Source organism: Planctomycetaceae bacterium, assembly GCA_041398825.1.
GTDB lineage: Bacteria > Planctomycetota > Planctomycetia > Planctomycetales > Planctomycetaceae > F1-80-MAGs062.
The window spans coordinates 32,237-46,362 of record JAWKTX010000020.1 but is presented as its reverse complement, the minus strand read 5'-3'; the positions used below and the strand labels follow the sequence as shown (position 1 = coordinate 46,362).

The 14,126-nt window shown below is 54.1% G+C and carries 8 protein-coding genes; 4 read left to right on the top strand and 4 right to left on the bottom strand.

Features of this window, described 5'->3' with window-relative positions; translation table 11 throughout:
- Positions 1-204 precede the first annotated feature (204 nt).
- Both R3C20_24440 and R3C20_24435 read right to left on the bottom strand, forming a co-directional pair.
- Positions 205-2,937, bottom strand: coding sequence for a BatD family protein (locus R3C20_24440; GenBank protein ID MEZ6043659.1), 2,733 nt, complete (start codon positions 2,935-2,937; stop codon positions 205-207).
- A gap of 9 nt (positions 2,938-2,946) precedes the next feature.
- On the bottom strand, positions 2,947-5,127 hold the full coding sequence (locus R3C20_24435; GenBank protein MEZ6043658.1) for a hypothetical protein: 2,181 nt from the start codon (positions 5,125-5,127) through the stop codon (positions 2,947-2,949).
- 195 nt (positions 5,128-5,322) lie between these two features.
- On the opposite strand from R3C20_24435, the gene R3C20_24430 reads away from it, so the two are divergent.
- On the top strand, positions 5,323-6,654 hold the full coding sequence (locus tag R3C20_24430; protein MEZ6043657.1) for a M24 family metallopeptidase: 1,332 nt from the start codon (positions 5,323-5,325) through the stop codon (positions 6,652-6,654).
- A 5-nt stretch (positions 6,655-6,659) separates the two neighbouring features.
- Positions 6,660-7,115: a hypothetical protein gene (locus R3C20_24425; protein ID MEZ6043656.1), complete on the top strand. Its 456-nt coding sequence runs from the start codon at positions 6,660-6,662 to the stop codon at positions 7,113-7,115.
- Between the two features lie 3 nt (positions 7,116-7,118).
- On the opposite strand, the gene R3C20_24420 is transcribed toward R3C20_24425, so the two are convergent.
- Positions 7,119-9,779 (bottom strand): hypothetical protein, encoded by a 2,661-nt coding sequence (locus R3C20_24420; GenBank protein ID MEZ6043655.1) that lies wholly within the window; start codon positions 9,777-9,779, stop codon positions 7,119-7,121.
- A 126-nt stretch (positions 9,780-9,905) separates the two neighbouring features.
- Here R3C20_24420 and R3C20_24415 point away from each other — a divergent pair, with 126 nt between their 5' ends.
- Positions 9,906-11,915 (top strand): GDSL-type esterase/lipase family protein, encoded by a 2,010-nt coding sequence (locus tag R3C20_24415; protein MEZ6043654.1) that lies wholly within the window; start codon positions 9,906-9,908, stop codon positions 11,913-11,915.
- Positions 11,916-11,999: 84 nt separating this feature from the next.
- Here the strand turns inward: R3C20_24415 and R3C20_24410 are convergent, their stop codons facing one another.
- Complete coding sequence (locus R3C20_24410) at positions 12,000-13,427, bottom strand: DUF1501 domain-containing protein (protein MEZ6043653.1); 1,428 nt, start codon at positions 13,425-13,427, stop codon at positions 12,000-12,002.
- 157 nt (positions 13,428-13,584) lie between these two features.
- On the opposite strand from R3C20_24410, the gene R3C20_24405 reads away from it, so the two are divergent.
- Positions 13,585-14,103, top strand: coding sequence for a hypothetical protein (locus tag R3C20_24405; GenBank protein MEZ6043652.1), 519 nt, complete (start codon positions 13,585-13,587; stop codon positions 14,101-14,103).
- Positions 14,104-14,126: the final 23 nt, after the last annotated feature.

Sequence of the window (14,126 nt, the reverse complement as noted above, 5' to 3'; positions counted from 1 at the left end):
GCGAAGGTGGCGCTTAGCTGTCCGTTGAAAGACCGGAACAGGCACGCAGGACGACCGGACACCGTCGTGTCTTAAGGTCTCCTGCTCGAACCAGTCCTGTTCTTCGACTGGCTGTTAAGTTAAGTTAGCCGTCTGTGATTTCAGTGCGGCCGATAAAGTCCGTTCACTGGTGGCGAGTGGTGTTGCGCAGAGGGAACGCCCACCTCAATAAAGGACAGCGGCCTTTAAGGGGATCCACGCACTGGTTGCTGTCGAAGTAGATTCCGTTGCCGAATTCAACTGGATGTGTAACCAATCGGATCGCTGTTCGAGTACTGTGAATTCCATACCATCCAACAATGGAGTGGTGAAGGCCGGTTCGAAGGTTTCAGAATTTCCTTTTCGGGCGATTTGTTCAGTGGTGACCACGCCGTGACGAATCTGATGAGCATTGTTCCAGTCGTTTGCCAGAGACACGGCAGACATGGCCAGTAACATCAGGCTGCCCAGAATTGGCGGCGTGAGGAATTTCCAGGAAGGCTGACAGGTCTTCAGCAGACTCAGTGCCAGAACCGTCATCAGGAAAAGAGTCGTGGCGACGAACTTCTCGGGGTAGCTAAGCCAATGCTGCCAGAACAGAACATCGTCCAGCACCCCGCGATGTGCAAAGACAGAAGGATTTCCAGGCAGACCTGACAGTGCGGACTGCAGGTTGGCCGTCAGATAGGGATCACGTGGTCGGTAGCGCTGTGCCTGACGCCAGGCGGCGACTGCACGACCTCGCTGGTTTGCCCGCATCCAGGCGTTGCCCTGGTTGTAAAAAATGGCACCTGACCGGAATCCAGTTTCAATGATTTCCTGGTACCTGACGGCCACCTGGCTGAATTCTTCGGGAGTGGATGCTTCCGAAAAAGACTGTTCGATGTTTTGAATTCTCAGGGAGCTCTCAGCATCTAACTGCGATGAGCAACCGATGAAGTTGATCAGGCAACACGCGGCCATCAAAACCAATGTTGATCGGCGAAGCCCTTTGGCGAGGGCGTTCAGAATAGAATCGGCTTGTTCCAGCAGAGGACCGGTTTCCCGGCTGGCGGCACCATATCGCGCCGCATCACATTCATTCAGGAATTCCTGAATACTGTCTTGCAGTGCGTCGTCTATGTCTGCTGTTCTTAATCGCTGGCGGATGTCGCTTTGTGTCAGGCCTGTTTCCGGCAGATCAAAGTGATCGGCCACGAATGTTACGACGGAACGTCTTGCGGAATCTCTCGCACCGCCCGGCTCTCCGCGGTTTGCCTGAAGACGTGCTTCGTCGAGTCGTGATCGGGCTCTTTCGAACGCCCCCTGACGGCGGAGTACTGCTGGATCAGCGAAGAGCCTCTTTCTTCGGCGGATGATGATCGTCGATGCGGCCCAGACGCAAATCATTGTCGTCCAGGTCATCACCCATCGGGTCGGATGAATCGATTCATCTTTCATGGATCTCACATCGATGTCATTTGCAAAGAGGCCACCTTCGCGGGTCTTCATCAATTCGCTGGTGGTGCCGTCGTTGTTTGATGCCCCCGCCACGATATCCGTTGAAGAAAGTTCCGGGGCTTCAGAAATTGTGACGGGTATCGCTGGAGTGTTCAGCGTGCGGTACTCTTCTGAATCGACATCAAAATACGAGACGGAGATGGACGGGAATTCTCTGGTGTCCTGGTTCAGTGGTCGCAGCGACCAGGTGAATTGTCGACTGTTTCCGTCAGTTGACTGCGTCGCTTCGTAAGTGCGGAACGAAGACGCGATTTCGGGAATTGCGTCAAGGTCCGGAGGTCGAATGGAATCCAGTGTTCCCTGCCCGATGATCGTCAGTGAAAACGTCATCGGGTCGCCAACGCGAGCGTCGACTGGATTGAGTTTCGCTGACACTTCAAAAGAGCCTACCGCCCCGATGTAGGACTGGGGTCTCCCTTCCGTTGGCACATCTTTGACGGTGATGTCGATTGCCGGAGCGATGACGTAGCGTTGTTCGCCCAGGAGTTGTCCGTTTTCGACTTCCAGGGCAAAGGTTCCTTTCAGGGTGCTGGCAGGAATTGTGAATTTGCCGATTTGTTTTGGGATGAAGCGGCGGCTGAGTTTGTATTGCCAGTATCCAGCGTTGTTGCCACTGGAATCGAGTCGTTCGGTGCGTTCGGGTTTGGGATGGAAGCCCGTGGAATTGTCATTGAAAAGTGAAAAAACGCTGCTCGTCCCGATATTGTTCACCTGCACGCCATGACCGCGCTGACTAATCAAAGGTTCAAGAATCTCTCTCCAGGATTCGACGGGTTCCAGTCCGTCCGGAATTTGTTCGTCATTCAGCCATGGCACGCTCAAGACTGGAGGCCGTGGTTGAACGGTTAACGGGTCTCGCGCTGCGAATGCTCCGGGAAGATCTCTCACCAGGATGGTCAGTGTGATCCTGAACGGCTGCATCGGGTAGACCACATCGCGGTCTGACTTCACTTCCAGAATCACATCGTCCTGTCGTTCCGGGGCAATCACTCGAATTGTGACTTCGTCGCCCGCAAGAACTTCACCATGGATGTTGGCAGTAGGTGACGGAATCGTCAGCGTACCAGCTTTCAGGGGTGTCAGTCGATAATTGTACTGACGTCCGCGTCGGATTATCTCCGACCGACGTCCGTTGATAATTGAGATCTGATGAGAGTCGAGCGATTGTTCGCCGAGTGGCTCAATTTGAAAATCTGATGACTCGGGAAGCTGAGGCGCGGAAGGATTCTCAACATGATTCAGTGTGAGGCGATAAACGATCGACTCACCCTCGTAAATGCTGTCCTTGTCGATCTCAACAATCAGCTCTGGCTTTTGAACTGCGGCGTAGAGGCTTGCAGACAAAATCCCCTGTGTGCAAAGAAACAGGATTGTTGCGAAACGGTAGATTCCAGGTTGATTGGAGTGAAAGGGCTGCATTGTTCGAAGTCACCAGTCACGTTCTACAGGTGCGCGTCCACCGATCATTTGTTGAAGTTTTTTCTGCAGTTCACGATGTTGGCGTTCCCGTTCTCGGGCCATTCGCAACACCGACATCGCACGTTGTTCCGATGAGTCTGTCTTGTTCTCAGAACTCTGTTGTTGATCAGATCTGTCATTTTTCTGCTGGTCGCCGCCTTGATCATCGCTGCCGGATTGCTGATTCGAATCCTGCTGTTGATTCTTCTCTGAATCGTTGCCGTCACCGGATTGATCCTGATCCGGGTTGCCGGAATCATCCTGTTTTTGCTGTTCTTCCTTATCCTGATCTGAGTTCTGCTGATCTGGATTCTGCTGTTGTTCTTCCTGGGGGGGCAAAAGATCTGCGATTTCCTTCAAACGTGCGTAGGCTTCTTCCTGATGAGGGAATGCGGACGGTAGATCGCCGGTTTGCAGATGGCTTGTTGCGGTCTGCGATTCCTCCTGGATCAGGGGAGAAAGTTCGATGGCTTTCTTCATGGCGGCCATCAGGTTCGACAGTTGCTGTTGAGCAGCTTCTGCGCTGTCTTCGACTGTGGCTGTCTCGACGCCATTATCGGACTGAGATTCGTCCGCACCATCCGGCGAATCTTCAGACAGTTCATCCGTGGATGCCGGGTGGGCTGCGGCAACCTGATTCTCAAGCGAAGGCAGTTCTGCCTCGGCCTTCAGTTTCATGACTGCGGCCCATTTTGTGACTTGCGACTGCTTCCATGCCTGATTCAGGATGTCGATGTCGCTGACAACGCCAGGATCTTTTGTGTCCCTGGAGAAGTCGGCGAGCTTGCGTTGATGGGACAACGACTGTTGAACGAGTTGTGGGAATGAACTGATGACCAGATTCATATCATCCAGACGATCGAGCGATGTACGTTGCAGCTGTTCCGCCCTGGTGAGGTCACCTTCCAGAAGTTTGCGGCTGGCGGCCGTCATTTGCTGAAAGGTCTCATCGGCAAGACTGAGCATCGCTTCCGAGAGTTTGGCCAATTGCTCCGATTCTGCATCTTCATCGCCTGCCACGGACGGGGAACCCTGCGGATGTGCCGACTGTTGCTGGTTTGCCGCGGCGAATGTTTCAGTGATTTTCTGTTTCAGGGGTTCAATATCTTTCGACAGGGTCTCCTGTGCGACGGATTCGGCTTGCGTGGCCTGCTGGTGGCGGTTCGGATCTGACGGATCGCTTGTGTCGGTCGTCCGTATCAATTCAATGACGTTGGTGCGCACGGCGTCTTGTTGGCGCATGATCTGTTTCAGAAGCGAGGCCAGATCTTGCTCAGGCTGTTCCTTCTGCTGATCGAGCTGTTCCCATTGCGATTGAATGTGTTTGATGAACATTCGGATCAATTCGAGATTGTGTCGAGCGTCCGGATGTTCCGGATTGATTCGAAGGCAATCACGATAGTGTCCCACGGCTTTCAGCAGCAGATTGATTCCCTGGTCACGTTGTTTTTGGGTCGCTTCGATCGGGTTTCCGCCAAGAGCCGTTCTTCCCTGCTCTGCAATCATGCATCCGAGGTTGTAGTGAGATCGACTGGCAATGTTCTGATCACTGGACATTGCTGCCTTCAGGAACAATGGTTTCGCGGTGTCAGTGTCACCTGTTTTCATCAGAGCGCAGGCTCGGTCGTAGGCGACGATTGTATCTTCGGGGGCCAGCTTTTCGGCTTCAGCAAACTGCTCTTCCGAACTCGTAAAGTCACCCCGCATGAACTGGTTCAGTCCTTCGCGAACGAATTCTGCAGCTCCGGCATCCAGCCCGGCTGCAAAGACCCCGGGGCCCTGCATGGCCAGCAGGACTAACAGGCAAGTGCCCATGCCAATAGAAGTGCGACGAGCGCGCGTGGGGTAACTTTTGCGGGGATCAGCGGGCATCTGGAGAGTGATCGGTTGAGAATGGCAGATGACGTACGGCATGTTTCGAACAGAGTCTGGCGACAAACGACGGTATTCAGATTCCAACTCAACATCGTAGGCTGGCATCCTGATTGCATCAACCGGTTTGAAATGTGTCAGAAAAGACCGGGTCTGACGATAATTCAGCTGAGACTGGCGGTTGGAAGTGAACTTGAGCAGTTTCGCTCGTAGCAGACCTTCCAGATAAGCGTCTCCGGCGGGCGCGCAGGCATTTGATGGGCTAGGATTGTGTGACATCAATCGCAATGCACAAAATGGGTGCCACGTCGAACAAGACAGTTGAGGCCTGGCAGAAAACTGCGTAAAAAGAAAGCACCGCAAGTGTGAGGCCGTCCTGGTGGAACAGCTGTATTTGTTACCGCAGTTGGTCAGTCTTCCCAGTGTCTCAAGTGAGGGATGATTGAATCAGGCTTAAGAGCAGGTATTTGGCAAATGGCAGATGAATCTCGACGCCGGCGACATCTTGTGCAGGACCCACAGCGTCTTGCGGATGTTGAACTCAAACACGATCGAGTTCGCTCCCTTCTGACGGAGGTTGGAGCTGATGCTCTGCTGCTTCAGGATCCTGCCAATATCGCCTGGTTTGCTGCCGGGGCGGATGTGACTCGGTTCGCAACGGATCCCTACCAGACCAGTTTGTTTATCACGCCGGAAGCGAGATTGTTTGCGACAAATGCAGTTGATTCGACCATGATTTTCGAACGAGAAGCGTTTGGACTGGGCTTTCAGCTGAAGCAACGCGAATGGTACCAGCCACATACGGCACTTGTGGATGATCTTTCGCGTGGTCGAAAAGTCATTAGTGATTCCGGCGCGGAGGGTACACGCAGCGCTGCCAGAAGAATCGCCTCCGTTCGTTTGCCTTTAACAGAACTGGAAGTCGATCGCCTGCGGCGTCTCGCAAGGGTTCTGGTTCATGCTGTGGAATTGACAGCCAGAAACGTGACCCGCGGCACAACCGAAGCGGCTGTCGCTGGTGAACTCAGTCATCGGCTTATCAAACGAACGGTTCTCCCGATTCGGATTCAGGTCTGCGCGGATGGTCGCAATCAGCGATATCGCCACTGGGGTTTTGGTGAGGATGCCATCGAATCGTATGCTTCAGTGAGTTGTGTGGCTCGTCGGTGGGGATTGCATGTGGCGATGACGCGCACAGTCGTTCTGGATCGCGTCCCACCGGAACTGCTGGAGGCATGCCAGAAGGCCGTATTGATTCACGGGACTGGCATCTTCTTCAGTCGTCACGGCAGACCTCTGAATGAAATCTGGCCCCGTGTCCATCGCATCTATGAAAAGTTTGGCGTCCCGGATGAATGGCAGATGGCTGACCAGGCAGACATCACAGGCTACAGATCCAGTGAACATCAGCTGACGCCCGAGAATCCCTTCGTCCTGACTGGTCCCGTACCCATTTTCTGGCATCCATCGGTTGATGTCTCCATGATGGGAGACACGGTCCTCGTGACAGAGCAGGGCACTGAATTTCTGACTCGATCTGACTCGTGGCCTGAAATGACTGTCCAGGTCCGGGGGCATGAAGTGAGGTGTCCAACCATCCTGAGACTGCCAAGAGTCGAGGGATCTGGTCTTCAGGAAACTGCGAAGCAGGGTCCCTCGACGCCGTTTAACACGCTGGATTTTGCGGACGAGGGATCACAAACCAGTCGGATGGATTCGATTTGGGAAATGGATCTGAAGACGGACGATTCGATCTTTGATGACGACGAAGTGGCGTATCCCGAAGAATCTGTTCTTGATGGATGAGTGCCATGGCAGATTCAGGTGAGCTGCGTCGTCGCTGGTCAAAGTATGTTCCACAGTGGCGTGATCAGTCCGTGCTGGTCGTGGAAACCGGCACCGAATTTTCCGGAGCATTGTCACTCCAGATCCAGTCCAGTGGACAACTGAACTTGGCGATCCGCTGCACATCATGTCACTCCCTGCGCGATGTTCGGGAACAACTGAATATGGCCAGTGTGTGTGGAGTGGTCTTTGACCTCGTCAGCAGGGCGGCCGAATCCCTCACTGTTCTGCGCTTCCTGAGCGGTCAGATGTCTGTGCCGTCGATTGCGATTGGTCACAGCGAACACGCAGAACTGCTGCCTGTTTTACTGGAGGCCGGTTGCAGTACTCTGCTGACGACCTCGCCATTCGAGCGCGATGTCGAACAGTTTCTGCGCCGGGCACTGGCCTCCAGGGCTTCCGGGGCGTCCTGGATTCGGTGATTTTCACCGGAGCAGGAGATACATAGCATCGGCTGGCAGGGTTAGAGAGACCCCGACTCCTGTCTTTGTCAGAGCAAGCTCTTTGATGGGAAGTCCGTTTGCGTCGAGCTGCGTGGCACGGCTGAGTTTCGTATTTCTCAATTCAATCTGAGCGTCTGTGTTTTCAATGTTCCATGGACTGCCTCCCCGGTTAGTGATCCGTTCTGTTCCATCGCTTGTCGAGGTTCTCCATCCGAATGGCCGAGCCACTGTTCCCACCTGAATCAGCACACGAGAGGAATCCTTGAGATCGTTCTGGTCGGTGGCGACTGCAAGGATGGTTGCGTACCTGTTTCGTCCCCTGATCCTTAAGTCTCCACAGTCATAGGACTCGGCGGTGGACAGGTTTCCGGTGAACCCCTGAGCTTTGGCTGTCATCAGCAAACAGGTGCCTTCGCCGTAGTCCCACAACAACTCATTTGTCGTGCTCCGAACAGTCCTGCGATCGTTGTCGATGTACTGGCTGAGATCCACCATTTGATTCTGCCCGCCTCCAAAGTTGACTTCAACGCCACCGGCGAGATATGCCAAAGGTGTGATTCGCCCCTGCGCTGCCGCTTCCGCACTGGTGGCCGGGGAACGCTGATCGCGATTGGGGTCGAATCCGGATTCTTCGGGCAGAAGAGGAGACCTGCGAGCCCACACATCTTTCAGTTCACGGTGTTCGATGAATACCGGTTCGCCTTTTCGAATGTAACCCTGTCTGAACATCAGCGCAGCGGCGGGAAACATGCCCAGTTGGGCAGGCGTGCTCAGCTGCCACTTTTCGATGGGAGCTCCGAATCCGACATCTTCTGTTGAAAACCAGTAAAAGATGTCGAATCCCGTCAGTGAACTGTAAGTGGAAACCAGAAATGGTCCTTCACTTTGATATCGCAAAGGCGGGACCCAGGCGCTTTCAGAAATGATCATGGGATGCCCTTCTACCTGTCGCAGTGCTAGGGGGAAATCCCATGGGCGTTTCAACGCGGATTCGCTGCTGAAGAGATCGCCCTCGCTGATCAGGTAGCCGGCCTTATGCTTGTCTGTCGGATTGATATGTTGTCCGCCGTTGTAATAACGATTGACTCCGATCACGTCGTTTGCTGTGTAGGAATATCTTTCTGCATCCAGCAGTCGTGCGGAATCCGCAGTTCGCCAGTTTCCGGCATTGATCAGTCCGGTGTAGCCGATCTCATCTTTCAGGAACCGCGCGATTTCTGCATTGAAGTCGTACATCAGCTGCGTGTAGAACTCAAGTTGATCGTTGAGCCGGGCTGACATCGCGCCAGATTGTGTTTGTGTAAGATGCCAGATTTGCTGGGGCATCACGACGCTGTTTTCAAAGTCGTCTCCCCGGATTCCGGCGGGTCCGCCCCAGGCTGACGTTGCGGCTGCAAGCGATCCATATTTCTTCCGCAGCCATGCCGCAAAATGCCTTGCCAGTTGTTCGCGTTGTGCACTGCCGATGGACGATTCCGTCCAGAACAACAGGCTGTCTTCGTTTTGAATTTGAAACAGGGCCACAGCAGGATCTTCCGCAAGAGGAATGCCTGTGTGCGGGTTGGGTGGACTCAGTAGTGCTCTCAGCCAGGATTTGTAGGCGGCCTGAAGCTGCGTATCAAAAAAGATCAGACCCGTGAGGTTTTCACCTCCGGCGTCTTTCAATCCCCATGCGGGCTGTGGTTTCACACTGACGGCCCAGTAGGGCGAAATTGTGACATAGATTCCCTGTTTTCTCATGGCAGCAACCAGCCGCCAGGCGGCATCGATATCCTTCTGGTTGACTTCCGACAGTTTTGACCCGGAGCCCGGTGCAAGGTGACCATGGTGGCGGACCATGTTCACTCCTCGTTTGGCCAGCCATCGAGCATGTTCATCGATGATGGCCATGTCATCCCGATGATGTACGGTTGTGTTGACCGCCCAGAATCGGATGGGATTCCCTGATCCATCCACCAGATCCGCCCCGTCAGTCGACCGGCGAATGCGGCCGTTTCGGCCCGCTGGCTTATCGTTCAGGTAAGAAAGATCAAGTAACGATTCTGCGGAGAACGAATCGCGGTCAGGCTCGAATGCCCACATGCCTGGATCGGCCAGCCCCAGTTTCTCACCTGGTTTTCGGTTTCCCTGCGGCAGAAAGCCTGATCGACTGAGGACGAAACAGTCGAGTCCCCCATGATTGTTGTTCCTGCTTTCGAAGCGAATCTCCAGTATGTTTTTACCATTCTCAAGCTTCAGCTTGTCGGCATGAACCCATGCAACAAACCGCAGGTCTGGTTTGCCGTCACTGGCAATGTTGAGATTCTGTTCATTCTTTTGAAGCGAAATGGCCTGCCAGTTTCCATTGTTCAGGCGGATGCCAAGACCTGCAGCCACCGGATTTACTCTCAGCCAGAAATCATATTCACCTGCTTCGGTCGTCCTGAATTCATATCGGGCGACGGGCATCTCACCCGGAGCGAAGTGCGACAGCCAGTTCCCGCCGGAAAGTTCGGTCTTTCGGACAGAGTTATACCATCCATGATCTCGCATGTTGTCTGCGACAGCGTCCTCGCCTTCGACCCAGATGATGTCGTCAGCGGCTACACTGATGGGATGAATCAATGTGGCCAGAAGGAAGAACGAAACGACAGGTCGGAGCATTTTGTGTGTTCCGGTGAGAGTGGCATAATGAGTTGTGTCACGCATCAAACAATGATAACCATCATGCGTCACATTCATGAAATCACGCAATTGCATGTTTGGAAATTCGAACAGGAAAGAGCTGAGATGAGAACATTTTTTGTCATCACCGCCTGCTGCGCAGTCAGTCTGCTTCGTGTCTGTTCAGCAGCAGTGCAGGCGGATGAAATGCCATCTGTCTCGAATGCCTGGCAATATGATGCGTCGATCATGAATCCATTCTGGCTGGGTAATCGAGTCGACGGCGAATCGGTGTTGTTCATTCGCGATCCGGAGTCCGGGGAAGCTCGAGCGAGTTTGCTGTTTCCGGTTCAGGAAGTCTCCAGAGTGGAGCGGGCAATAGACTGGCACATAAAAGATGCGAAACCGTTCGAAGAAGGTCGCGACTATATTGTCACGGTGGGTTCGCGGGAGATCCTGCTGCCCAAAGGATCAGGTATTCCGTCGGTGACTGCCGAACAGCTGCGCCGTGAACCCGGAACTCAAAAGTACCGCCTGACCCGTCGCGACGGAAATGGAGAAATTCTGTTTGGGGCGGCGGATGAGTATCACCAGATGCAGGTCTGTGTCAGCTACCGACACTCAGCAGAATCATGGCCCACGGTTGTGCCTTCGTATGATCCCGCTGCATTGCCAAAAACCACTCAGAAGCTGCTGCAAAGGAAACCTGTTTCGATTGTGTTGCTGGGCGACAGTATTTCCACGGGTTGCAATGCGTCCGGCTGGGCAGGGGCCAGTCCATGGCAGCCTCCGTACCAGGACATACTTCTGGAGCATTTAAGGAAAAGCACATCCGCCGAAGTTGCGCTGACGAATCTCGCGGTTGGTGGTACTTCGACACCCTGGGGCTTGACTCGTGCCGGGGATGTGATTGCAGCGAACCCGGATCTGGTGATTCTGGCGTTCGGGATGAATGATTCCTCTGGTCGTTCTGCAGAGGAATACAAAGCTAACACTTTGCAGATGATGAATTCCATCCGTGCATCTGTGCCGGATGCGGAGTTCATTCTTGTGGCCACGATGCTGGGAAATCCCGAATGGGTGGCGCTCAGGCAGGATCTGTTCCCGCAATACCGCGACGCACTTGCCAGCCTGGTTGGTCCGGGTGTGGCCCTGGCCGACATGACGTCGATCTGGACGGAGATGCTCAAACGCAAGAGTGACCATGATCTCACGGGCAATGGAGTCAATCATCCCAATGATTTCGGGCATCGTATTTACGCCCAGGTGTTGTCGAGTCTTTTGCTGCCGAGGCAGCCCGGGGAACTGGCGGAAGACAAACGTCGGGATCCATTCCCCATTAAGCTGTGGCCGGATAAGGCTCCAAACGGAGATGGAACCTTTGAGACATCAGATGCGAAGATCACGATTCATTTGCCGGAGAAATCCAATGGTTCGGCCATTGTTATTTGTCCAGGGGGAGGTTACGGCGGCTTGGTTACCGGACCTGAAGGTCATGGCATCGCCGCCTGGTTGAACCAGCACGGAGTTGCAGGAGTTGTGCTGGAATACCGACTGCCGGGAGGTCGACCATTTGTGCCGCTCCTGGATGCTCAGCGCGCCATTCGTTTAGTCCGGTTGCACGCACCGGAATGGCAGATCAACCCAAAACAGATTGGGATAATGGGTTTTTCGGCGGGGGGGCATCTGGCTTCAACTGCCGCAACCCATTTTGATTCCGGCAACAAAAGTTCTTCGGATAGGGTTGATCAATTCAGCTGTCGACCGGATTTTGCAGTTCTCGTCTATCCGGTGGTCACGATGGACGATCAGACTCATCGTGGTTCACGCAGGAACCTGCTGGGAGAAAATCCATCACAGGAATTAATCGACTCGTTCTCCAGTGAGAAACAGGTCACGGACCAGACACCCCCCGTGTTTCTGGCTCACGCGGTTGATGATGTGCCGGTACCGATTTCGAACAGTCAGGCCTTGTCGGATGCACTCATTGCGGCCAGGGTCCCGTCGAAGTTCCTTCAGTTACCGTCTGGTGGTCACGGCCTGAATGGATACCGTGGCGCTATGTGGGACGAGTGGCAAAAGCAATCGCTTGAATGGCTGATCGAGCGGGGGTTGATCTTGCCGCACGGGCGATAGTGGACACGGATAATAGCGGACATGATCTGCGAGCAGCGTGAAGTTGAATCTGACGTGTCGACAGCGGTACGTCCGATTTTCTTGTCAGCTAATCATCTCATGGATGACGTGCGCTTCGTCCGGTCCCGTCAGACGTTTGTCGAGACCGTTATGGAAGTGTGTCAGTTCGTTGTGATTGATTCCCATCAGATGCAGTAAGGACGCGTGGAAATCGTTGACGGATACGCGGTTGACTTCCGCTCTCAGACCAATGTCATCTGTTTCTCCGAATGTACGGCCGCCGGAGACACCAGCCCCTGCCAGCCATGCACAGTAGCCCCAGGGATTGTGATCCCGGCCCCGTCCCTGCTCGCTCATCGGCATTCTGCCGAATTCACCACCCCAGATAACCAGTGTGTCTTCAAGTAGTCCGCGTTGTTTTAGATCTTTCAGCAATGCGGCGACGGGCTGATCGGTTTTTTGACAATATTCCGAATGATTCTTGTCGACATCGGAATGGGCGTCCCAGCCATTTGTATCTCCGGAATACAGCTGAATAAATCGAACTCCCCGTTCCGCCATGCGGCGTGCGAGCAGGCATCGCATTCCGAATTCGCGCGTTTCCTTTTTGTCGATCCCGTACATTCTGATTGTGGTTTGGGTTTCCCGACTGATGTCCACCAGTTCCGGCGCGCGGGACTGCATTCGAAAAGCCATTTCGTAAGCGCGAATTCGCGCGTTGAGCTGATCGTCGTTGTCTCGGTGCTGCAAATGTTGCTGATTCAATGCCTGGATCAGTTTCAGATTGCGAACCTGCTGATCTGTCGTGATCTCGCCCGCAGGTTGCAGATCGATAATTGGTGACGAGCCGGATCTGACAGTGACGCCCTGGTACGATGCTGGCAGGTAACCGCTGCTCCACGCGGTCGGTCCGCCTTTTAGTCCGCCCCCGGGATCGGGCATCACAATAAAAGATGGCATATCCTGGTTTTCTGAACCCAAACCATAGGCAACCCAGCTTCCCACACTGGGGTTTCCCATCAGAATGCTGCCGGTATTCATCTGGTAGACAGCCTGAGGATGGTTGACGCTATCCCCGTGAAGCGACTTCACAACGCAGATATCATCGATGCATTCGGAAATATGCGGAAGAAAGTCGCTGACAAGCACGCCTGATTTGCCGCGAGGTCTGAACCGTCGGATGGGAGCCAGCAATGGATTGCGTGCGACATCTCTACGGGTCATCACAGGGCCGAAACTGTCTGGAAGCGGCTTGCCGGAATACTTTGTCAGAGCCGGTTTATGGTCGAACAGATCGACGTGACTCGGGCCACCATGCATGAACAGCCAGATCACCCGTTTCGCCCGGGCGGGGAAATGGGTGCGTACTGGCTGTGGAGCATCGTTCGGCTGATCGGCCAGGGCTAATGATGTGAATGCCAGCAGGCCTGCTCCTCCGCCGGCCTCGGCGAGGAATGATCGGCGGTCTGAGTTTCCGGGAGTCGGGAGCATTGGAAGATTGACGCTGCGCATGAGGAAGGTTGCGGGTCGCGATTTCTTTGTGTTGAGTGTACGGCCCAGCCAATTCGGGCACAATTCCCAATCCAAAATCGGTGTTTTGTTTCAACCAGCGATGGACCCCTTTGTGAGGCCATTCGACACTCGGTATCCTGCCGGTGTGGATGCGGTCATGTCGTTCGAAATTTTGTTAACGCTGAATTTGTCTGAGTTCGGCTGGTCAATGGATAGGGTTGGTGTCATGGCACTCGATGTGTCTGGCTGTCTGAATCGGTACGAAGCGCACGGTATCAGCTTTGAATATCCTGATATTTGGTCCATTAGCGAAGAAGTGGACGAAAGCGGTGATGTCGAAGTCACGGTCAATGCCGACGGCAGCTCGTTCTGGGTCATTCGTCTGCTGCGGGACTGTCCGTTGCCTCGCGATGTTGTGGCCTCCTGGCTGGAAGCTTTCCGGGATGAATACCAGGACATTGACGAATATGAAAAATCCGGGAGCGTTGCCGGACTTCCCGCCGATTCTCGCGATGTTGAATTCAGTTGCCTCGAACTTATCAACGGCGCATCTGTCAGCTGTGTGAGAACCCTGGATTTCTCCCTGCTGGTCTGGTGGCAGGGAACGGATCATGAACTGACCGATTTGCGCCCGGTGCTCGAACAGATGACCGGGTCGGTCAGGCTGGTTCGATAACCCGGCTTTGTCTTTCGGGAATT

Coding starts and splice junctions, on each gene's coding strand:
- R3C20_24440 (MEZ6043659.1), bottom strand. CDS start 2,937: ATGCAGCCCTTTCACTCCAATCAACCTGGAATCTACCGTTTCGCAACA.
- R3C20_24435 (MEZ6043658.1), bottom strand. CDS start 5,127: ATGTCACACAATCCTAGCCCATCAAATGCCTGCGCGCCCGCCGGAGAC.
- R3C20_24430 (MEZ6043657.1), top strand. CDS start 5,323: ATGGCAGATGAATCTCGACGCCGGCGACATCTTGTGCAGGACCCACAG.
- R3C20_24425 (MEZ6043656.1), top strand. CDS start 6,660: ATGGCAGATTCAGGTGAGCTGCGTCGTCGCTGGTCAAAGTATGTTCCA.
- R3C20_24420 (MEZ6043655.1), bottom strand. CDS start 9,779: ATGCTCCGACCTGTCGTTTCGTTCTTCCTTCTGGCCACATTGATTCAT.
- R3C20_24415 (MEZ6043654.1), top strand. CDS start 9,906: ATGAGAACATTTTTTGTCATCACCGCCTGCTGCGCAGTCAGTCTGCTT.
- R3C20_24410 (MEZ6043653.1), bottom strand. CDS start 13,427: ATGCGCAGCGTCAATCTTCCAATGCTCCCGACTCCCGGAAACTCAGAC.
- R3C20_24405 (MEZ6043652.1), top strand. CDS start 13,585: ATGTCGTTCGAAATTTTGTTAACGCTGAATTTGTCTGAGTTCGGCTGG.